General features: G+C 63.8%; 19 protein-coding genes. 13 read left to right on the forward strand and 6 right to left on the reverse strand.

The genetic code is table 11. The annotated features are described in order from the left end of the window. The first annotated feature begins 381 nt into the window (after window positions 1–381). Window positions 382–1,434, forward strand: a complete 1,053-nt coding sequence (locus tag FMP39_RS17400) for a DUF4062 domain-containing protein (protein WP_141591494.1) — start codon at window positions 382–384, stop codon at window positions 1,432–1,434. Window positions 1,435–1,450: 16 nt separating this feature from the next. On the opposite strand, the gene FMP39_RS17405 is transcribed toward FMP39_RS17400, so the two are convergent. From FMP39_RS17405 to FMP39_RS17420, 4 genes are all read right to left on the reverse strand, one after another. Continuing rightward, window positions 1,451–3,280 (reverse strand): DEAD/DEAH box helicase family protein, encoded by a 1,830-nt coding sequence (locus tag FMP39_RS17405; RefSeq protein WP_141591495.1) that lies wholly within the window; start codon window positions 3,278–3,280, stop codon window positions 1,451–1,453. 11 nt (window positions 3,281–3,291) lie between these two features. Further along, window positions 3,292–4,734, reverse strand: coding sequence for a PD-(D/E)XK nuclease family protein (locus FMP39_RS17410; protein ID WP_141591496.1), 1,443 nt, complete (start codon window positions 4,732–4,734; stop codon window positions 3,292–3,294). Next, window positions 4,724–5,521, reverse strand: coding sequence for a site-specific DNA-methyltransferase (locus tag FMP39_RS17415; RefSeq protein WP_141591497.1), 798 nt, complete (start codon window positions 5,519–5,521; stop codon window positions 4,724–4,726). The genes FMP39_RS17410 and FMP39_RS17415 overlap by 11 nt, the downstream gene beginning before the upstream one ends. A gap of 107 nt (window positions 5,522–5,628) precedes the next feature. Then, a complete protein-coding gene (locus tag FMP39_RS17420) occupies window positions 5,629–7,992 on the reverse strand; it encodes a virulence-associated E family protein (RefSeq protein WP_228558070.1) in 2,364 nt (787 codons plus the stop codon). 557 nt (window positions 7,993–8,549) lie between these two features. Between FMP39_RS17420 and FMP39_RS17425 the strand changes: the two genes are divergently transcribed. The 5 genes from FMP39_RS17425 to FMP39_RS17445 all read left to right on the forward strand — a co-directional run bounded on the left by FMP39_RS17425 (window position 8,550) and on the right by FMP39_RS17445 (window position 13,016). Further along, window positions 8,550–9,341 (forward strand): sigma-70 family RNA polymerase sigma factor, encoded by a 792-nt coding sequence (locus tag FMP39_RS17425; protein ID WP_194858439.1) that lies wholly within the window; start codon window positions 8,550–8,552, stop codon window positions 9,339–9,341. Further along, on the forward strand, window positions 9,341–9,649 hold the full coding sequence (locus FMP39_RS17430) for a hypothetical protein (protein WP_141591499.1): 309 nt from the start codon (window positions 9,341–9,343) through the stop codon (window positions 9,647–9,649). The genes FMP39_RS17425 and FMP39_RS17430 overlap by 1 nt, the downstream gene beginning before the upstream one ends. A 196-nt stretch (window positions 9,650–9,845) precedes the next feature. Continuing rightward, entirely contained in the window at window positions 9,846–10,304 is a 459-nt protein-coding gene (locus FMP39_RS17435; protein WP_141591500.1) for a hypothetical protein, read from the forward strand. Further along, window positions 10,294–11,709, forward strand: coding sequence for a terminase family protein (locus tag FMP39_RS17440; RefSeq protein WP_141591501.1), 1,416 nt, complete (start codon window positions 10,294–10,296; stop codon window positions 11,707–11,709). Before FMP39_RS17435 ends, FMP39_RS17440 begins: the two co-directional genes overlap by 11 nt. Window positions 11,710–11,747: 38 nt before the next feature. Next, window positions 11,748–13,016, forward strand: a complete 1,269-nt coding sequence (locus FMP39_RS17445; RefSeq protein ID WP_228558071.1) for a phage portal protein — start codon at window positions 11,748–11,750, stop codon at window positions 13,014–13,016. 4 nt (window positions 13,017–13,020) lie between these two features. On the opposite strand, the gene FMP39_RS17450 is transcribed toward FMP39_RS17445, so the two are convergent. Beyond that, on the reverse strand, window positions 13,021–13,947 hold the full coding sequence (locus tag FMP39_RS17450) for a hypothetical protein (protein WP_141591503.1): 927 nt from the start codon (window positions 13,945–13,947) through the stop codon (window positions 13,021–13,023). 115 nt (window positions 13,948–14,062) lie between these two features. Between FMP39_RS17450 and FMP39_RS17455 the strand changes: the two genes are divergently transcribed. The 6 genes from FMP39_RS17455 (at window position 14,063) to FMP39_RS38675 (ending at window position 17,732) form a co-directional block, all read left to right on the forward strand. Beyond that, window positions 14,063–14,725: an HK97 family phage prohead protease gene (locus FMP39_RS17455; protein ID WP_141591504.1), complete on the forward strand. Its 663-nt coding sequence runs from the start codon at window positions 14,063–14,065 to the stop codon at window positions 14,723–14,725. Next, window positions 14,722–15,825, forward strand: a complete 1,104-nt coding sequence (locus tag FMP39_RS17460) for a phage major capsid protein (RefSeq protein WP_141591505.1) — start codon at window positions 14,722–14,724, stop codon at window positions 15,823–15,825. The genes FMP39_RS17455 and FMP39_RS17460 overlap by 4 nt, the downstream gene beginning before the upstream one ends. 27 nt (window positions 15,826–15,852) lie before the next feature. Continuing rightward, window positions 15,853–16,296, forward strand: coding sequence for a hypothetical protein (locus FMP39_RS17465; RefSeq protein WP_141591506.1), 444 nt, complete (start codon window positions 15,853–15,855; stop codon window positions 16,294–16,296). Window positions 16,297–16,300: 4 nt separating this feature from the next. Continuing rightward, a complete protein-coding gene (locus FMP39_RS17470; RefSeq protein ID WP_141591507.1) occupies window positions 16,301–16,966 on the forward strand; it encodes a hypothetical protein in 666 nt (221 codons plus the stop codon). Next, complete coding sequence (locus tag FMP39_RS17475) at window positions 16,966–17,289, forward strand: hypothetical protein (protein WP_141591508.1); 324 nt, start codon at window positions 16,966–16,968, stop codon at window positions 17,287–17,289. The genes FMP39_RS17470 and FMP39_RS17475 overlap by 1 nt, the downstream gene beginning before the upstream one ends. 98 nt (window positions 17,290–17,387) lie before the next feature. Further along, window positions 17,388–17,732, forward strand: a complete 345-nt coding sequence (locus FMP39_RS38675) for a minor capsid protein (RefSeq protein WP_368667067.1) — start codon at window positions 17,388–17,390, stop codon at window positions 17,730–17,732. Window positions 17,733–17,901: 169 nt separating this feature from the next. Here FMP39_RS38675 and FMP39_RS17480 read toward each other — a convergent pair whose 3' ends face one another. Then, on the reverse strand, window positions 17,902–18,963 hold the full coding sequence (locus tag FMP39_RS17480) for a ParA family protein (protein WP_141591509.1): 1,062 nt from the start codon (window positions 18,961–18,963) through the stop codon (window positions 17,902–17,904). Between the two features lie 244 nt (window positions 18,964–19,207). Between FMP39_RS17480 and FMP39_RS17485 the strand changes: the two genes are divergently transcribed. Further along, entirely contained in the window at window positions 19,208–19,621 is a 414-nt protein-coding gene (locus FMP39_RS17485; RefSeq protein WP_141591510.1) for a hypothetical protein, read from the forward strand. Window positions 19,622–19,624: the final 3 nt, after the last annotated feature.

The following is a 19,624-nucleotide window of genomic DNA, read 5'->3' on the forward strand; positions in this document are numbered from 1 at the left end:
ACCATCCGCTTCACCATCTGCAACTTGAATGCAGCCGTATACGACACCGCGTCCTGCCTGCTCTCGCCCCCAAGGCGTCATCGGCTCGGCATCTCGGCCGAGGCGACAACTTCCCTGACACAGGGGGAGGGTGGCCTGGGCGGTGGCGATTCGTGCGAGTGCTGCGTTGCTCATGTCGCGTGTTCCCGTTCGAGTGGCGGGACGTCGATGGGACGTCCTCTCCTTCTCTTATGGGGACGCTTTCCTGGAGTGGTCCGTGACGCCTCGGCGGGGGCATGAACGAGAAAGGGCGGAATTGCGGCTGATGGGTGTAGGTGGGGTAGAGTTCGTGGGAGCTGGGGAATTCCCATGTGGTTCCGGTTGCGTGATTAGGGGTCAGAAATGGTTTCGGATAAGAGGTATCAGATTTTCATTAGTTCGACATTCCGGGATCTTGTCCAGGAGCGACAAGGGGTTCTTAAGTCTATCTTGGAGATGGAGCATATGCCTGCAGGGATGGAGCTTTTTGCAGCGGGGGATGATTCGGCATGGGAGTTGATTAAGGACGTTATCGATGACTCAGACTATTACGTATTGATCATTGGGGGGAGATACGGGTCGCTCGATGAGGGGGGGATTGGGTTTACCGAAAAGGAGTATTTGTATGCCTGCGAGACAAAGAAGCCAGTGATACCGTTGTTGCATGTGAATCCAGATAATCTGCCGCGCGATCGAACGGAGCCGAGTCCATCTTCCTGGGAGAAGCTTCAGGCTTTTCGTGCTAAAGTTGAAAAGAAACACACCTGTGTGTATTGGTCGACGCCGGATGAACTCAAGGCGCGTGTTGTTACCAGTCTGATGTCGACAATGAAGCGCCATCCGGCGATTGGTTGGGTGCGTGCGGACAAGATCCCGAGCGAGAATGTTCTTGCTGAGTTGCTAATGCTGCGTCGCAGGATATCGGAGTTGGAATCCGAGAAAGAGGCTGATTTGATCTTGCCTCCTAGCGGGGCGGAGGGGTTGCAACAAGGAGATGATGAGTTCTCTGCGAATATTGAATATTCGCTCTATGATTGGAGTGATACATTTCGAAATCATGGAGAGGAATATGAGGGGGAGACTTCTTTGTCGTGGGATGATTTGTTTTCGATCGTCGCGCCCAGTCTGATTGATGATGCGTCAGGCCGTGTCTTGCGGGATCGAATTCGGGGCGCTTTTGAGGCGGAAACCCGGGATATTGTGGAGATCCAAAACAAGGGGGAGAGGGTTTTTGGGGGATTTAAGATGAGCGCCGAGGAGGTTGATACTTGCATTGTTCAGTTGCGTGCCCTTGGTCTTGTTCGCGAGAGCAATAGAGTTCGAAGTGTGAAGGATACTGAAACGTATTGGAAGTTGACGCCGCATGGCGATTTTAAGATGACCCAGCTGCGGGCATTGCGAAGACGCGAAGGATGAAAGGGCGTCCTGGATACTAAAGATTGTATATCGCCTTGGCATGCCGATGGAGTATTTTCTGAGGCTGCCCGTCAGTCTGCTGTATGAACCTCGCTCGCTCGCGAGCCATGGTGAACGCAGACGCGTAGTCCTGCGTATGCAGGGACACGTCCACCTCGACGCATTGGGCCTGTTGTCCGGGGCGATGTGTGCGCGCGAGCAGTTGTTCCCATGTGGCACCATCGGAGGGCGGCGTCACTACGAGGTTTCGGGAGAACTGCTGGAGGTTCTTCCCCGTCGCATGCGCCTTGATGCTCGCCACCACGGAGCGCTTTCCCGTCTCCCGTAGGATGGCCTCGGACGCGGCCTTGCCCCCGCCGTAGAACGGCACCCCCGCCGCCTTCGCGATGCGCTCGCCCAGTTCCGGGTACTCGACCCAGACAATTCCCGCCCGAGAGCGCGCCCAGTCCGCCGCATCCCGCACCAAGAAGTCCGACACCCAAACGGCCTGGGGCTCGGGCTGCACGGTTGCATGAACCTCTGCCCACGCCTGCCATGTCGACGCGTGCCAGACGGGCTTGCCCCCCTCGTAGGGCGGCGACATGTGAGCGCGGATGGCCGCCTTGGTAAGCAACCCTGGCGAGTCCATGTGCTCGCGACGCTTCCCTTTGAGTTCCTCCCAGACTTCCTTGTTCCAAGCCTTGCGCCGCGCGAACCACTTCTCAATCAGCTCCGGAGGCTCGCCTCGTGGGTAGCGCCAGCGGTGATAGAAGCCGGCTGACAACTGCCGTGCGCATGCCAGGGCTTGGAGCTGTTCCTGAAACTGTTCCCCGTCTGGCCGCTCGCCCCCGTGCGCCAGCTCGATGAGGGCGAGGAGCTGCGCGGGCACGGGCCCCGGGTAGCGCGGGCGGATGATGAGAGGCTTGTCCAATGCGCTCTCTTCCGTGGCCACCACGCCGCGCGTCGCGTTGCGACGGCGCTGGAAGCCCTCACGCACGTGCTCTTCCGGCTCGCACAGCCGCTCCAGCGCACCAGGCGGGGCTACCACCTTGCCCGGATCCAAGGCCGTCCCCCATTCCTCCACGACGTGGTGGGCCAGCGGTAGGGGCGAGCCTTCACCGAGAGCGAGCCGCGACAGGTGCGCGTAGTCCTTGATGCTCTTCGAGGCAAAGGTGCCGGAGAGCGCAACGAGGCGCGTCCGTGGGTGCTTCTCGAAGTAACGGAGGAAGCGGCCCGTGCGCGCGGACCTCGGGTCCTTGAGGTTGTGGGCCTCGTTGAGGATGACCAGGTCCGGGCCGATGCGCTCCAACAGGTCCGTGGCTTCCTGGCTGGAGAGTTTGTTGTAGGTGACGACGTGGAGTACCGGCAGCCCCGCGCGGAACCAGCGGCCTCCTGCAAGGTTGGGCAGGCACCAGTGCGCTCCGTAGTAGCCCCATTCAGCCTCGAATTGCGGCAGCAGGTTGGCGGGGATGAAGAGCACCGCCACGCGGCATTTCGGCATCACCATCGGCATGAGGAAGGTGGTCAGCTCTTTGCCGTGTCCCGTGCCGATAGGGCCGAGGAGTCCACCGACGCGGGATGCCTCCAGCAGCGCCTGGGCTTGCACCCGCCGCAGCCGAGCAGGGCACGGACGAGGCGGGGACATGTTCGCGCACCCGCACTGCCCTGGTGGTGCGCGCAGTTGGGCCTCCAGGGCTTCGACATTCGTCGCCGAGTACGAGGTGGCGAGGTCGCGTCGGGGGAGTGCGAGGATGCGGCTGAGATCCGCCGAGTAGCCCACGGGGGAGCGTCCGTAGACGGGGGCGCACTCCACGGAGGGCGAAACGGACGGGGAGGGGGCGACACCGAGCCTATCGAGCAGCCGCATGCCTGCTCCTTTCAGCGAGCCGCGCGCACGAAGTCACCCGGGCCGCACATGGGCTCCAGGGCCTCGACGGCGAGTTGCAGGAGCTCGGAGTGGGCAATGCCGAGGGCAGCGTATGTGCCGGGGGAGGGTGGCGCGTTGCGGATGGCCATGGCGAACGCGCCCTTCCATCGGCCGTAGCCCAGCGCGCTCTCGGAACCCGCGAAGCGCAAATCCTCCACTCCGCCAGCCTCGCTTACCTGGGCTGCCACCTTCGCCACGTAGTCCGTGAGGGGCGCAGTGGGCAGGTTCGGCACGCAGTCCACGAAGAGACGCAGGCGCTCCCCCTGAGGGGGCGGTGTGGCTGGGAGGGATGGGGAATCCTCCTGCTGGAGGATGGGCTCTGTCGCGGCCTGGACCTTGGGCTTGCGACCGCGACGCTTCGGCGCCGCATCCGTGGCGATGGTGGGCAACGCAGCGGGCGCATCCGGAGGCAGCACCGCGGCGACCTCTGCACCGGGGCAAGATAGGTGAAGCACCTCGCCCGAGCGGAGCTTGCTGGAGTTCTCCGGAGTCAGGGCCACGTTGCACCGGCCGCACGTCCCCAGAGTCTCGGGAGGCGGAGCGAGCGGGAGCTGTGCGGCGACGTCGGGGACCTGGCTCTTCACTGCGAGACGATTCATCAGCGACATGGTGCGTTCTCCTGACAAGCACTGCGTTTTGAAGGGGCACCCGCCGTACTTCTCGCAGGCGGGGCCGAAGCTGGGTGGGACGTCAGCGGCGCGCGTAGCGCGGGCCACCTCACGCATCCGGCGCACCATGGGGACGACTTTTTCCGTCCACTCGCGGGTGACATACTCGACGCTCACCACGGCCAGGACACTTTCGGCACGCTTGGCGCCGCGCGTCTGGAAGTAGAGGTGCTCAAGCTCAAGCGTTCGCACGCCGGGGACACGCGCGGCGGAGTGGGCCGCCCAGACGCCGTAGCCCACCATCTGCAAACCCGCTTCGGTGCTCGCGTCGGCCAGTTGCGCTGGCGTCGCCGCGTAGCGCGCCACGTTGGAGAGGAACTTGTGGTCCGTCACTCGCAGCACGCCCTCGGTGAGGCGACGCGGGTTGATGAGGTCGATGTATCCGGCGAATGGAATGCCGTCCGCCGTCAGTGGTGACGGCGTGCCAAAGGACTCCTCAACGAGCAGATCCGCGCCGGAGGCAGGAAGCAGGTGTCGGCCCGCTCGCGCCACGTCGCCCAGCACGTCCTCGCCCGTGCGCAGGTAGTGCTCCAGTTGCGCATGCCCCTCGACGCCCACGGCTTGCGCCTTCGTCTCGGGCTCGGGCAGTCGCCTTACCTTGGCGAAGTACCAGCGGCGCGGACACAGGCTGAATTGCTTCAGCTGCGACACCGAGAGGAAGTGGAGGATGCCCCCGTCCACGGCGCGGCGGCGCTCGGGAGAGGAGGTGCTCGCGTCAGGCCGCATGCCGCTCTTCCGCCGCGATGAGCGTCTGCCGCGCCATGTCCAGGTAGGGGACGTGTTGCTCGATGCCGACAATGGAGCGCCCCGCTTTCAGTGCGGCTGCGCCCACCGTGCCCGAGCCAATGAACGGGTCGAGGATGGTGTCGCCTGGACGGGTGATGTAGCGCACCCACCAGCCACAGAGCGCTTCCGGAGTCGCGGCGCCATGACCCTTCGCGCCGCCGCTGGTGGCGCTATTCGAGTTGGCAATCGGCAGTAGGTTGTAGGGCGTGACGCCTCCTCTCTCGGCCACAATCTCCGCGATGCGCGCGTCCCTGATGGACAGGCCCGAGGGGGAGATTCGACGAGCGCGGTCCGCCCGCTTGAGCTGCGCCATGGCCTCGGACGGTGTCCACAACACCTCGTCCTGGTTCCGGAAGCACTGGGGCGAACCCAACCAGACGCAGGCCTTGACGGATGGGCGCATGAGCCCGTTCTTCCGCTGGCAACTGCCTGTGGGCGGGGTGCTGATGTTCCACCACCAGACGTCCTGAACCAGGTTCCACTCCCTGGCTGTCCAAGCCAGAAACTCGAAGAGCCAGGGCCGCATCCTCCCGATGCGCTCGCTGTTGGGTTGCAGGACGAACACGGCGGAGCCCGATGGCTTGAGCACGCGCCGCACCTGCGCGACGACAGCGCGCATCAACTCGTGCCACGCCGACTCGGAGAGCCTCCCGTAGTCGCGGTCAATCTCCGCGTAGGGCGGGTCGGTGATGATGGCGTCGAAGCACTCGCCGGGAAGTGACGCCATCACCTCGACGCAGTTTCCCGCGAAGAGCGCAGCGCGTTCCGTTTCGTAGAAAGGCCTCACACCGATTCTAATGGGGACACTTTTCGCGATTGGCCCAGCGGCCCGCCCTACGCGTTGGGCGTCCTGGCGGAGGCGCCGAGTGCCATGGGGTTGATGCGCACCGTGCCTGGCCCTGTCGACTGGGGCGCGTTGCGGATGTTCTCCGGCGGCAAGTAGAGCCACGTCTGAACACCCGCGAGTCGCCTCTGAGTACGCTGGAAGCCCAGGCGTCGCAGGGAACGGCCGATGTCGAGGCGGACGCCGCGCGGAATCTGCCCCGGCGTTGTGAGGAGCAGCGCGTCGCGCGCCACCAGCTCCGTTGTCACCTCGGAGCGCTTCTCTGGGGGCAGGCCCAGCACCCATTGCAGAATGGTGTCGTCGGGCCCCCCATCCGTCTCGCTTCGCTCCTGAGCGTGGACCTCCGCGCGTTGGGCGTGGTTCTCCGAGAGCCACCACTCCTCGCCCCGCTGGAAGCGAGTCACGGCCTCCGCCCAGAGCTGGCCCCTGTCCCGCTTCAAGCCGGCGATGTCGATGCACGTACAGCGCACGGGCCACCACCGCCGGTAGCCGCTCGAGTCCGCGCGCAGGTACTCGGAGGAATTGGTCGTCCCGACGAAGACGCACCTGCGCGGCGTCTTCACCGTGACGCGTCCATAGGGCGGGCGGTAAGTGTCCTCGTTGCGGGAGATGAAGGCCTTGAGGTCTTCCGCTTCGGACGCGCGCAGCGTCGTCACCTCGGCCAGCTCGATGTGCCAGTTCCGTCCCGCCAGGGCGGCGCTGTCCTTGTCGCGGATGTTGATGGGGGCATCACAGAACCACTCCCCCGCGAGGACTCGGAAGGCGGTGGACTTCCGAATGCCCTGGGGCCCTTCGAGGATGAGCACCGTGTCCACCTTGCAGCCTGGCTCCAGGGCTCGGGCCACGGCGCTGATGAGCCACTTCCCGCTGATGGTGCGCAGGTGCTCGACGTCGCCTTGGGCGCCGAAGTAGCGCTCCAGCATGGTGTCCGCCCGAGGGATGCCGTCCCAGACGAGTCCCTCCAGGTAGTCCCGCAGCGGGTCATAGGCACTCTTTGAGGCCACCTGCCGCAACACCTCCCGGACATGGGAAGGGCTCGGGTCCATGCCGAGGTGGCCGTACTCGCTTTGCTGAATCCAGAAGGCGATGTCTCCGTCCAACTCGTCAACGGGCGTGTCATCGGGCAACGGCCCGCCCGAGTACTCGATGTGCTTGGTGACTTCGTTGAAGCGGATGGTGCCCCGCCACTCGGGGGAGCGCGTCAACACCGTGTAGAGGTTGGCCTCGCAGTTCTTCAGGCGTCTGGCCCCCTTCGTGTCGTAGGAAAGGAGGGCGCGGGTCCAATCGCTGTCCGAGTCCCCGTCGCCGGACACCGCCGTCTCGGACTTCGGTCGGCCCCCCAGTGAAGTCCAGAGGGCCTCGTTGTCCGCGACGCGCTGGGTGTCACTCTGCTTCCGGCGCTCACGGTGTCTGCGCAGCTTGAGGAGGGCCTGCTGGCACAGGTGCTCGGTGCCTTCGCCCCAGGCCGTCGCGGCAAAGCAGGGGCGCAGCACCTCCAGAATGGCTTCCTCGGGCGCATCCTCCGGCAGGACATAGGCCGCGCACGACATGAGCACGTTGAGGGTGTTGTCCTGCATGCCGGGCTCGGCGAGTGCCTCCCCGGCCAGCACACGGCGGATGAGGACGCGGTGCTCGGGCTTCCGGACGCGGCGCAGCTTGGCGCGGAGCTCGTAGAGGTCGGCCGGGCCATTCACGCTGGCGGCAGCTGGGAGGTGCTGGACTGTGGAGGCGGGGACTGGGCGTGGCGTGTTCAGCAGTGCGTCCACGTCGAGAGCGTGCCCTTCCGTGGAGTTGGAGAAGGCCTCGTGTTCTCCCGAGTGGTTGGGGAGGAAGTAGATGCGCGAGAGGTTCCGCGTGTTGGGGTCCGCTGGCATCTCCAGCAGCTTCTCCGCGGCCTCCCGCATCCGAGGCCACTCGGAGGGCAGCACCGGGCGCGTCAAGGGGACGATGACACGCAGGCTGCTGTGTCCAGTCCGGTGGCCGTGCGTCGTGTGGACGATGGCGGCGTACCCTTCGAGTCTTTCGGACGCACTGTCAATCTGCTCGGAGGACACCCCGTCCAAGTCGAAGACGGCCACGGTCACGGCGCGGACTTCGGCATCCTTGCGAAGCGGGCCAATGTCGACGGGAGCCCACGCGCGCTGGGCCAGCTTCGTAGGGCACCTGTGTCCGAGGCATGGCGCGCAGGGTGTGACGGCATGCGTGGTGAGCAACTGCTTCAGCTCGTCCCAGGTCACTTCCTGCGACTGGGGCTTGGTGTCCTGGACGTTGTTGAAGAAGGCCACCAGTAGGAGGGTGGCCCCGGACACGGGCGCGGTGCTTCCGGCAGGAGGCGGGCTTGGACGAAGGCTCACGTCCATTCTCATGGGGACGCTTTCCGCGAGTGGTCCCAACCGCCCGGCATCCAGGGGGCGTCACCGACCTCGCCGTCCCCGTCACCTATTCTCCCTTATCTATCTTCTCGTACACATCCAGTGAGTCTCTGTATTGTCTTATGATACCTCATCTTCTTCACACCCTAAGTAGAGAAGAGTTAGTGACAGTGACGAAGGAAGGTGACGGCTGCTTCCGCTGGAGGTGTCGGCGTCGAATGCGGACCACTCGCGGAAAGCGTCCCCATTGAAGTGGGTGATGGCACTTCATCTCGTCGCTCCTCTCTGTCGGCCCCACGTTCCCCGTCCCTCGCTGTCGCATGCGTCAGCGGCCCTTCGTCCTCGGGCCGGGCCCCTGTCCAGGCGATGCCGCGTGTCGGCGTCCCAGGACGGTGTTTCAGTCTCATGCGGTGAGAGTCTGCTTTCTGCGAAGCAAACTTTGCTCAATGTGAATTGGCCGACGTCTTGCTCTGCGGCGCCGCTTTTTGTGTTTCAGCGGCGTGGCTCATCGCAGGTGAGCCATGCAGAAGGGGGAGCGAATGCACTGCCGTGGTGAGGGCGCGCGGCGCCGGGCCGAACAGGGGAAGGACCAGCGCACGCAGGTCTCGGAGGAGACGTCTCGGCGTCGAGACGCGCTGTCCGCCGAGGTGGAGGCCCTGGTGTCGGAGATTCACGCGCTGCGAGCCGAGGGCGCGACTTTCCGTGCGCGGCGGCTGTCGGGCGAGGTGCTGCGGCGCATGGAGCCCGCGTTGCGCACGCTGGCGCGTCGCTTCGCGAAGTCCCGGGGCTCGCTGGGCGAGGATGACCTGGTCCAGGTGGCGGGCATTGAAGTGCTCAAGGCCCTGAGCACCTACTGCCCCGAGAAGAAGCGAAGCCAGTGCTTCGCGTCCTGGGCGACGTGGCGCGCGCGCCGCGTCCTGCTTGAGCATGTCCGCCTCCAGGCTTCCGACGTCCATCCCTCGGACGCGGCCCAGCGGGGGCGCACCCGGAGCGGCAAGGTGGAGTCTCCCGTGGACGTCATCAGCCGCGATGCGCCCGAGGCGACGCTGCCGGGTTCGGCGACGGAGGCCTACGACGCTGCCCTCGCGCTGGAGTACCTGACGGCGGAGGAGATGCTCTCGACGTACGAGCAGGTTGCTCGCATGTACTACGCGCTCTTCGATTTGGCGCCGGAGCTGCGTGAGGTGGTGGCCCGTGTCCACGGCATCGGTCGCCCACGGCAAAGCGTGAGGGAGCTGGCGCGCGAGTGGAGCGTGGCGCGCTGGCGTCTCGACGCGTTGCTTGTGAGCGCGCGCCAGCAGCTGCGCCGCATGCTGGAGGAAGACGTCTGATGCCGATGCTCGTCGCCAGGAGGGGCGGGCCGTGCGCGGCGTGTGGCCTGCCCATCCTGGAGGGCGAGCGCATTGGCTACACGCTGGAGACGGGAGCACGTCACCTCGCGTGCGAGGACATGGCGCCTGGGCTGCGTCGCAACAGGCACGCGGCTCGGTGCGCCCTGTGTGGCTTCCTGGTGCGGAAGGGCAGCGGAAGGCTGGACGTGGCGGAAACGTGCGAGGACGGTGCCTTCACGCGCGTCTGGCGGGTGTCCTGCGTGGACGTCGCGGCATGCGCCGCGCGCCTCGGCGGGACTCGGGAGTGAGATCTTGTCCTACATGTGAAAAGGTAGGTCCGGACTTTGTGAGCCCCCCGGGTCCGGACTTTGGTCGCGCGGCCAATTCCTGGCTTGCTCGGAGGGGGCCCACGCTCGAAAAACTTTGAGAAAAAAGGCGGGTCCCCTCGATGTGTCGGGCGCAAGGCGCAAATCCTTCGCGCATCCGCCCCCATTCCCATGAGGAATGGCGCCTCCCTCCAAGCTGACTCCTGAGTTGCAATCCGAGATTTGCGGCCACCTGGAGCGCGGACTCTTCCGTCGCGCCGTGGCCGGTCTCGTGGGAGTGAGCGAGCAGACACTCTCTCGTTGGTTCCACCGTGGCGCCAACGAGCAGCGGGGCATTTACCGGGCCTTCCATCTCGCAGTGAGCGCTGCGGAAGCGAGGTTCATGCAGTCCGCCACGGACATGCTGATGGCGGCGGCTTCGCACAACCCCAAGCACGTCCAGTGGCTTCTCTCTCGACGATTCCCCGAACTCTACGGGAGGAAGGACAACGTCGAGGCCCATGCCCCCGAGGATAAGGCCGCCGATGAGCGGGCCCTACGAGAACTGCTGATGGATCGCCTCGGTCGCTTCCTGCCGGATGCGCAGGAGCCCGAAGCGGGCGCAGCCACGGACGGTGAGGACGACGATGCACTGTGAGGCCAAGCTCTCTCGCTTTTCCGTGCTCGCGGACCATCTCGCCCCGGATGAGTCCCCGGCGAGCTTCTTCGTGAAGCAGGCACGCACCCGCCAGGGAATCGGGCGTCTCTTCGGCAGGCTCACCCATCCCGAAGTTGAGACACTCGTTCATGACCTGGACTTCTGGGCACGGCGAGAGCAGGTGCCGCCGGCTGCCTTCTCCACCTGCTTCATCATGGCGGGCCGGGGCTTCGGAAAGACGTGGAGCGGTGCGCGGTGGGTGATTCAGAAGGCCCGCGAGGCGAAGACGATTGGCGCACTCATCGGTCCCACGGCGGCGGACGTGCGCGACACGATGATTCGAGGGTCCAGCGGGATTCTTGCGCTGTCGCCGCCGTGGTTCATGCCGGTGTACGAACCGAGCAAACGGCGGGTGACGTGGCCCAACGGAGTCTATGCCATCTGCTACTCGGCGGATAAGCCGGACCGGCTGCGCGGCCCCAACTGCGGCTGGGCCTGGGGCGATGAGCCTGCCTCCTGGAAGCATGAGATGTCCGCGCTGGACCAACTCCCAATGGTGCTGCGCATCGGCACCGCTGCGAACCCGCCCCAGCTCTTGCTCACCGGGACGCCCCGCCCGTTGCGGAAACTGGAGGAGCTGCTTTTTTCCGGCGCGGAGACGAAGGCGCTAAGGCCGGGCGTGGTGTTGCGCACCGGTTCGTCGCTGGCCAACCGCGCCAACCTGGCGCCGAGTGCTGTGGCCACCATGCGGGCGTTGATGAACACGCGCTGGGGGCAGCAAGAGGTGCTCGGCAAGCTGCTGATGGATGTGCCGGGCGCCATCTTCGGTTCCGCGCGGTGGGGCCGCGTCGAGGCGGATGCTCACGAACATGCGAGGGCGCTGGATCGGCGCATTGTCTCTGTGGACCCCGCGCCCACGAGTGAGACGGGCTCGGACGAGACGGGCATCATCGTCCAGGGCGTGAGAAACAGTCCGGTTGTTGGGACGGACGGCTCATCCCTCAAGCGCGTTTCGGTGCTCAAGGACGCCAGCCTTCGGGGGTCGCCGCGGGAGTGGGCCGCCGCTGCCATTCGCGAATACCTCGCCTTCGAGTGTGACTCCCTGGTGGCCGAGGTGAACTCGGGCGGGGAGATGGTGGAGACGACGATTCAGACGGTGGCCTCGGAGATGGGCGTCCACGTAAACGTGAAGCCAGTCCGCGCTCGCGAGGCGAAGAGCAAACGGGCCGAGCCGGTAAGTGCGCTGGCAGAGACGGGGCGCATTGAGCTCGTGGGCACCTTTCCGAAGCTGGAAGCGCAGCTCTCCAAGTTCAGCGGCGTCAATGGTCGCCGCGATGACCGCGTGGATGCACTGCTCTGGGGTGTCCACGAGCTGGTGTTCGCGGATTCCTTCTTCTGCTTGTGAGGATGGTGATGGGCTTCTGGGGACGGATGAAGGCAGTGGTGAGCAGAGAGCCTCGCAAGGGGACGGGGTTGGAACTGGCGCGTTGGCAGCAGGCGCCGCCGCGTCGAGGGACAGCGCAACTCCTCGCCGCGTACCGGGAGATGCCGTGGCTGCGCGCTTGCGTGGATGTGGTGGCCGACTCCGTAGCGGGGGTGCATTGGCGCGTCTACCGCCGCGTGCAGCGGGACGGGCAGCCCGTGAAGGACTACGCACTCAGAAGCGCCACCCGTGAGGCACGAGCCGGGCGGCTGAAGGCGATGCTGGATGCGGGAGAGGCGCAGGAAGTGCCAGACCATCCCATTCTCAAGCTGCTGGCGGACCCCAATGACTTCCTGACCGGACGTTCCGTGACGAAACTCGTCCAGGTGTACCTGGACCTGGTGGGCGAGGCCTTCCTGGTGCTGGATCGCGTGGGCGGGCTTCCCGTGGGCTTCTGGCCGGTGCCCCCGAATGCCGTCACGCGGCTTCCCTCGCTCGACATACCGCGCGAGCAACGCATGTACACCGTGACGGTGGGGAAGGCGTCGAGGGAGATTCCGGCCAGCGACGTGTTGCACCTGCGCAGTCCAGACCCCGAGGACCCGCTTGGGAGAGGTGTTGGTCCTGCCTTCTCGCTGGGGGACGAGTTGGACACCGACGAGTACGTGGCGCGGTTCCTCAAAAACTCCTTCTGGAACAACATGCTGCCGCCCGCCATCGCATCGATTGAGGGGCTCTCCGACGCGAACAGCGCGGGTGCGCGGGCTTTCAAGGAGTCTCTGGCCCGCGAGCACCAGGGGCCGGACAAGGCGGGGAAGCTCCTCATCACCAACGGGAGGGTGACGTTTGCCCGGCTGGACACGAGCTTCAAGGACATGCAGCTCGTGGAACTCCGCCGCTTTTTGATGGACTTTGTTCGGATGACGTTCCGGGTTCCCCCTGAAATCGTTGGAGACATCTCCAGCTCGAACAAGGCAACGGCTTTCGCGGCCCGGGAGAATCTTGCCGAGCAGGCGACTTTCCCACGCATGGAGTTCCTGCGTACCGAGTACCAGATGCGGCTGATGCCGCTGCTGGGGGGCGAAGGGGCTATCCTCGACTACGACAGCCCCGTGCCTGCGGACCGCGAGCACCAACTTCGCGTCATGGGCACCATGCCGGAGGCATTCAGCTATGACGAATGGAGGGAACTGGCGGGGCTCCGGTCGGATCCAAATCGGAGGGGGTACCCACTGCCAATGCCAGGGCAGGTGGAACGAGCGATGGATACAGATGGGCAGAATCTCTAGTTGTCTATTTGGGCTCTTTTTTTGTTCTTTCTTTGACTTCTTGAAGCAGAGGCGGGAGGCCGAGTGTGCCCCTGGCGCCCTCCGTGATGTTTAGCTTGTCAAGACTGCTCTCGCGGATGCATTCTTCGATGTTTTGTTTTGAGATGCATATGGTGTTTGTGATTTTGTCAACTTCGGCCCTGCGCTGCTTTGCGAAGGTGGGGAGATGTGATGCTCTTATGATGTCAACATGAGTGATGTGGCTCCTGGCTTCCGCGCCGCGCCAATGGATTCTGATTCGGTCTGCTGGTTGAATCTCAAGGCCGTCTGCTCCTTCTGCCTGGAAGACCTCAAAGAGTTCTCCTTCGATGACTATGCATGGCAAGATAATCCATGCTGCGTCCGGGAAGCCCTTGTTTCGCCTGTGGATGGGGTGGTTGAAGTTGTCCATGAGTGTTGTTGATGATGTGATGATTGACTGCATGGCGTTGTAGAATAGGTCTTGCTTTGAGAAGCATTGCCTTCCTGCGAAGCCTGGTCTGTCTGGTGTTTCGAATATTGATGAATTTTTGAGCGTTGTGTCACCCGCGAGGCACCACAGGATTGCTCGGCCGAGTGGGTTTGCCATCGTCTGGTTGATGCAGGCACTTGATGCGACTTGTGCGTCCTCCGACGTGAAGACGACCCATGGCTTGTCGTTTGACCATTTGCACTCAATCGTGTGCGATATTCGAACGAATCCGGGATTCGTTCTGAGGGTGTACTCAGCGAGGACATCAATCTCGCGGGCCGTGCCTTGGTTGTCGCGCGCATGCATTCCTTGTCTTATGTGGAATCCTGCTTCCCTGAATGCCCGCGCGGTTTTGAATTCAAGTGGGTAGCCTTCGGAGTTTAGCCACTCGCCTATTTTTTCTTTGATTTGGCCTGATTTTTTGGGGGATGGGTCGGTCATAATTGAGATTTTGGGGTGACAGTTTGGGAGCTAGACGCCAAGTGGATTCTTTACCGCTGGAGCGAGGTTCGCAAGTTCGGACATCCGGCGGAAACATCCCCATAGAGAGAGGTGAATGCCTGCACCTCTCTCCAGGTCGCTCCTCTTCACCATCCGGAAGGATTCTCCCTCGGCTATCGAGGGCGAGCCAAGGCTCCACACCTTTCGGGCCAATGACGGCGATTTCGACCGCTACAATGACCGTCTGAGCGTCTCAGGCTGGATGCTCGACGCCTTCAACGCCAACCCCGTCGTCCTCTACAACCATGACGACGGCTCCGGCGGCTTCTTCGGCACGGGCCGCAAGGACGTACTGCCTATCGGTAAGGGGCGCGCATACGTCCAGGGTGATGCCCTCCTGGTGGATGTCGAGTTCGACCAGGAAGACGACTTCGCCCGGAAGGTCGAGAGCAAGGTCGCGCGGGGCATCCTGAATGCCGTCTCGGTGCGCTACCTCATGCACCGCTACCACGAGAACGAGCGCGGCGGCTTCGACTGCGAGCAGCAGGAACTTCTCGAAGTCTCCGTCGTCACGATTCCGGGCAACCAGCGCGCGGTGAGGGTGAAGGAACTGGCCGACGAGCGCGCCGCCTTCATCCAGGACGTGGCCAAGGCCGTTGTCTACGCGCTGGACGAGCGCGAGCAACGCCGGGCAGTGCGCCCTCCCTCCCCAGACGTCAACGCCCTGGCCAAGCACACGGCCGAGGCCCTCTTGCAGCACCTCAAGGAGACTCGATGACCCCCGAGCAGATGCAGGAAATGGCGAAGTCCCTCGGCCCGCTGGTGGCCGCGCAGTTGATGGAGCAGGCCAAGGGGCAGCGCGATAGGCTTGCGAGCCTCATGGGTGCCAAGTCCCATGTCGAGGACAGCCAGGTCCCCAGCATCCTGAAGAGCATGGACGGCTTTGGCGCATACCTGAAGGCGGTGGTGAACGCGGGCCGCAACCCGACGCGTGAGGCGGTGCTGGAGCAGGCCAAGCGCTTCGGCGGGGCCGACGTCCAGAAGGCAGTGCAGGAGAGCGTCTTCAGCTCGGCGGGCGTCTTGGTGCCGGTGCAGGAAGCAGGGGAGATGATTGAGTTCCTTCGGCCGGACTCCGTCGTCCTGGCGCTGGGGGCCCGTACCGTACCCTTCAAGGGGGAGCTGCACTTCGGGAAGAAGACGGGCAGCGTCACCTTCAAGTGGATTGGCGAGGGGGAGAAGGTGGAGAAGAGCCAGCCCTCCTACGGCAAGGTGGTGCTCAAGGCCCACAAGGCCATGATTCTCGCCGACATCTCCAACGACTTGCTGCGCAACCCTGCGGTGGGAGACGCGGGGGTGGCCGAGGACTTCCGCGAGGCGGCGGCGGACGGCATGGACGACGCGGCCCTCAACGGGGATGGCCAAGGCCCCAATCCCAAGGGCGTGCTGGCTCAGATGGATACCTCGCACTCGAAGGCCCGGAGCGGGACGAGCGCAGACCATTACTTGGCCGACGTGGACGGCATGGTGGAGGACGTCCTCAAGGCCAACATCAAGCTGCGCCGCCCTGGTTTCCTGCTGCATCCGACGCGGGAAACGGCGCTGCTGGGGCTGAAGGACGGCGGGACGTGGATTTTCCGGGACGAGATGCTTAATCGGGGCACGCTACGTGGCTTCCCCTACAAGGCCTCAACGCGGATTGCACCGAGCCGCATCCTCTTCGGGACGTGGGACCAGCTGCTCTACGGCGTGGACACTGAGCTGGTGCTCTCCGAGCACGACGTCAGGGCGGAATACGACGAGACGACGCTGCGGGGCATTTGCCGGGGTGACTTCAAGCTGCGGCACGACAAGGCCTTCTCGGAGCGCAAGGGCTACTGAGGCCGCGGCCTCTTCAGGGGACACGACATGCATGCGAATACGCAGGACTTCCAAGTCTTCTACAAGGCCGTTGGGGTGGCAGGTGGCGCGCTCACAGCTGGTGGCGCGGGGGATGCCGTCGAGGTGACGAGCGACGCGGTGGACCGCGACGGCTTCGACTCCGCGCAGCTTCTCTTTACCGGGCGCACCACCTGCGCGGCGGAACAGACGCTCAAGGCCACGGTGAAGCTCGCCGAGTCCGAGGACGGGACGGCTTTCGGCGCGGACGAGACGCTGGCCTCGGATGAGACAGTGGTGGTGGGTGGCGCTGCGCCCCAGAGCTTCTGCTACCGGGTGGATTTGCGCGTCGCCAACCGCAAGCGCTTCCTGCGGCTGAAGGTGACGCCGGACCTCTCGGCGGTGGGGACAGACACGGCGCAGTGGGGCGCGGCTCTTGTCCTCGGCGGCGCGGACGAATTCCCGGTGCGGTGAGCCCATGCCTTCCCCTGCGGACCTGTGTCTTGCCTCCACGGTGGCGGACGACTTGGGCGTCCCGGTGTCGTCGCGCCTGGAGGCGCTTGTCTCCGCCGCAAGCCGGGCCGTGGCGGGGTACTGTGGCAGGGTGTTCGAGCGGGGCGAAGGCCTTGTCGAATACCCGGCGGGCTATGGGCGCCCGCTTCTTCTCCTGGAGCGTCCGCCCATCCTTGCTGTGTCTGGAGTCTGGGAGATGGGGAGCCAGGTCATTGTCGAGGAGTACGAGAGTTCCGGCAAGCTGGCCGACGCGGGCATGGTGAGGCGCAAGCGCGGTGTGTGGCGAATGACGGCTCGCATGGCGGGACGGATAACGGAGACGCTCGGTGACTTCGACGGGGCGGGTGGTGAGGGCGGAATCCGCGTCGTCTATGACGGGGGCTTCGTCACCCCAGGACAGCAGGCGCTCGACGGTGCGCTGGTGGTGACGTTGCCTGAGGACGTCCAAGAGGCCGCTGTCCTCACTGCTGTTCAGCTCTACCGCTCGCGTGGTGTTGACGCCATGGTGGCTAGCGAGTCCATTGGCGACTGGTCCGTGAGCTACTTCGCCGCGAAAGCAGAAGGGAAGAATCCCATTCCGGGCACCGCGCGGGCCCTCCTCGCGCCCTACGTCCTTCATCGGGTGAGCTGATGGCATCGCCTTCGGACAGGTTCCGTCAGATCATCTCTTACGCTTTGGTGGTGGGCCGGGATGCTCATGGCAAGCCCTCGTTGGGGTCCGTGTTTCCGGCGCGGGCACGTGTCCAGCCAAGCCGGAGACTCATCCGCGACGCGAGCGGCAACGAGCAGCTTGCCTCGCACGTCATCTACACGGGCGCGTCGTTGACGTTGCAACATCGCATCTGGTTGCCTGGGGAGGACACGTCCGACTTCAACTGTGCTCGAAGGCCCATGGCGGTGGATGAGATAGTTGACGGCGTGGGCGTGGTGAGCTTCCGCAAGGTGTGGCTGTGACTCGCGACCTCTCGGCCGAGTTGGCTGCGCTGCTGGAATCGGCGGGGTTGGGGCTGGCGCGTCCGCCCGTTCCTGGGGCCAACCTCTTCACGTCCCCGATGCCTGACGTCGATGGCCGTGTACCGGATAGGGCCGTGGCATTGGTTGTGACGGGCGGTGTCGCTCCTGTGCCATACGTGGGGGCTGGGAGATCGGCGTACTTGTCTCCCGGATGTCAGGTGCGCATCCGCTCGGCGCGCGAGGACTTCCAGGGAGGGCAGTTACTAGCGTTCGCCCTCTTCGCGGTGCTGCACCAGACGTCCCATATTTCGAGAGTGTCTGCGCGTGCGGAGGAGAGTGCTCCTGTATATCTGGGAATGGACGGAGCTGACCGGCACCGATGGGTGATTAATGTGTTGTTAAGGTATGCTTGCGAGGACTGTTGCGGAGGGCTGCCCGGGTGAATGCGAATGCTTGCTGGCCTTGTGTGTTTTTGAATGGCCGAATTCTTGCTTCAGGTGTGTGGTGATGGTTTGGCCGGCGATTCGTGACTCACGCCCTGAGATGGCCTGGAGCACGCGTGCTTTGCGTGCTCCAGGAGAGAGAGTCTTCGGACGACTGCTTTTGGGGTGGTTATACGCAGATGGATATGACGTTCTTGGCGAGTGTGTTGTAGGCGCCTCTGAGGTTGCTGATTTGTGTGAGTTGCTGGGGGGCCCAGGCGCGCTTGTTTTGGAGGTCTGTAACCTGCTTTACCTTGTCGAGACGTCCAATGGGGACGCTTTGCCAAAGACTGTTTTGGATGAGTACGTTCATGTCCTCCGTGGTGCCTACGCAGAAGTCGGAGGGGAGATTGGAGGCGATTGGATTATAGCCAAGCTGTGTGCTTGCGGTTGAGAGCTTGTTGACTAGGTCGTCTTGAATCGCTTGAGTGAGTCGATCTTTGTGGACTTGGTCTGCCCGGACGACATTCCCTGCGCGCGTGTCGAAGCCGTTGAAAATCCAGCCCGCAAACTTTGGACGTCCCAGTACGTCGTAATCGGAAAACAGGGGGTTGCTGGATTTGAATCTGCCTAGGCCCTGTCTCCAGTCCTGAAGAAACTGGGGGAGCATTTGGCCGAGTAGGCCCACGCAGTATGCGCTGAAGTTGTCAGATGTGCAGGGCACTAGGAAATAGTCGGAGACGTAGAGGGCGACTCGCACTAGTGACCCAAATGACGGCGGAAGATCGATCAGCGCATAGTCGAATGTGTCATCAAACTCTTTGCATGCCTGTTCGATAATTCTCTTGAGAATGACGAATCGCGCGATTCCTGTTCCGGAGAGGAGGTCGTTACCCACGCTTAGTGATTCTGAGTAGACGTTTAGCCAAAAATCTCCGGCGAGAATGCGGAGCGAAGATGCGCTTTCAGTTCCGCCTTTGTGCAGGAAGACTTGCTCGCCGCCTATGTTCTGGAGAAATCGCTGAAGGAAGGCTCTGATGCATGTGCCGTAGGGATTATTCTGGTCGGGCAGTAGTCCGACGAAGCGTGTTTCTCCGAGGGCGGCGATTGAGAGATTGCACTGCGGGTCAAAATCGATGAGGAGGACTTTTTTGCCTTGGCGTGCGAGGTGCTCTCCGAGATTCCAGGTTGTAATTGTTTTTCCTACGCCCCCTTTGTTGTTGAAAATGGTGACTATGGTGGTCTTGGTCATGGTGTCCTCGTTTGATGTCGGCTTGGATGGGATGGGGATTATCGTTTAATGTTGATTTACGTCGATTTGGTAAGAGTGTCGATGTGGTCTGGGAGGGGGGACCTCGCTGTTGCGCGAATACGGCTTCCTGGCATGTGAGGCTTTTGGCGCGGCGGTTGTCTGCTTTGTTCTCTGCGCTGATGTACGTGCCTGAGTTGTTGCCGTCTAGGCAATTCGCGGAATGTGCCCCCATAGAAGTAGGTGAATGGCTGTCCGAGTCAAAGTCGACGTCGTGAAGTTGGTGCGCCTGCGCCGCGCTCCTGCCGAGGTGCTGCGCGCGCTGGACGTGCCTTGCCGGGACGTCGCGCGGCTCGCCCTCGATTACTCCTTGTTCCTGGTGCCGGTGGGCAAGGAAGGGACGGACGGCCACCTCCGAGACACGGCTTTCCTCGACGGACCACGCCACAACCTCGGTCCGCACCTGTCCACCACCTGGACGGCGGGTTACGCGCACCCTGCCGCTGGCCCCATTCATGAGGGCTGGCATTGGGGCGATCAGATTTTCAATCCGCCCTCGCACTTCCTCCGCAAGTCCTTCAGGCGAGCCCGGGGCAGCGCACGCCGCCGCGTTGCCGCCGTCCTCAAGGACTTCCTCGCTCGCCGCTTTCCCACTCGCTGACAA

Source organism: Myxococcus sp. AB056, assembly GCF_006547365.1.
Taxonomy (GTDB): domain Bacteria; phylum Myxococcota; class Myxococcia; order Myxococcales; family Myxococcaceae; genus Myxococcus; species Myxococcus virescens.

Excerpts from the sequence above, each read along its gene's own strand:
- FMP39_RS17400 (WP_141591494.1), top strand. The coding sequence starts at position 382 with ATGGTTTCGGATAAGAGGTATCAGATTTTCATTAGTTCGACATTCCGG.
- FMP39_RS17405 (WP_141591495.1), bottom strand. The coding sequence starts at position 3,280 with ATGCGGCTGCTCGATAGGCTCGGTGTCGCCCCCTCCCCGTCCGTTTCG.
- FMP39_RS17410 (WP_141591496.1), bottom strand. The coding sequence starts at position 4,734 with ATGCGGCCTGACGCGAGCACCTCCTCTCCCGAGCGCCGCCGCGCCGTG.
- FMP39_RS17415 (WP_141591497.1), bottom strand. The coding sequence starts at position 5,521 with ATGGCGTCACTTCCCGGCGAGTGCTTCGACGCCATCATCACCGACCCG.
- FMP39_RS17425 (WP_194858439.1), top strand. The coding sequence starts at position 8,550 with ATGCACTGCCGTGGTGAGGGCGCGCGGCGCCGGGCCGAACAGGGGAAG.
- FMP39_RS17430 (WP_141591499.1), top strand. The coding sequence starts at position 9,341 with ATGCCGATGCTCGTCGCCAGGAGGGGCGGGCCGTGCGCGGCGTGTGGC.
- FMP39_RS17435 (WP_141591500.1), top strand. The coding sequence starts at position 9,846 with ATGGCGCCTCCCTCCAAGCTGACTCCTGAGTTGCAATCCGAGATTTGC.
- FMP39_RS17440 (WP_141591501.1), top strand. The coding sequence starts at position 10,294 with ATGCACTGTGAGGCCAAGCTCTCTCGCTTTTCCGTGCTCGCGGACCAT.
- FMP39_RS17450 (WP_141591503.1), bottom strand. The coding sequence starts at position 13,947 with ATGACCGACCCATCCCCCAAAAAATCAGGCCAAATCAAAGAAAAAATA.
- FMP39_RS17455 (WP_141591504.1), top strand. The coding sequence starts at position 14,063 with ATGCCTGCACCTCTCTCCAGGTCGCTCCTCTTCACCATCCGGAAGGAT.
- FMP39_RS17460 (WP_141591505.1), top strand. The coding sequence starts at position 14,722 with ATGACCCCCGAGCAGATGCAGGAAATGGCGAAGTCCCTCGGCCCGCTG.
- FMP39_RS17465 (WP_141591506.1), top strand. The coding sequence starts at position 15,853 with ATGCATGCGAATACGCAGGACTTCCAAGTCTTCTACAAGGCCGTTGGG.
- FMP39_RS17470 (WP_141591507.1), top strand. The coding sequence starts at position 16,301 with ATGCCTTCCCCTGCGGACCTGTGTCTTGCCTCCACGGTGGCGGACGAC.
- FMP39_RS17475 (WP_141591508.1), top strand. The coding sequence starts at position 16,966 with ATGGCATCGCCTTCGGACAGGTTCCGTCAGATCATCTCTTACGCTTTG.
- FMP39_RS38675 (WP_368667067.1), top strand. The coding sequence starts at position 17,388 with ATGCCTGACGTCGATGGCCGTGTACCGGATAGGGCCGTGGCATTGGTT.
- FMP39_RS17480 (WP_141591509.1), bottom strand. The coding sequence starts at position 18,963 with ATGACCAAGACCACCATAGTCACCATTTTCAACAACAAAGGGGGCGTA.
- FMP39_RS17485 (WP_141591510.1), top strand. The coding sequence starts at position 19,208 with ATGGCTGTCCGAGTCAAAGTCGACGTCGTGAAGTTGGTGCGCCTGCGC.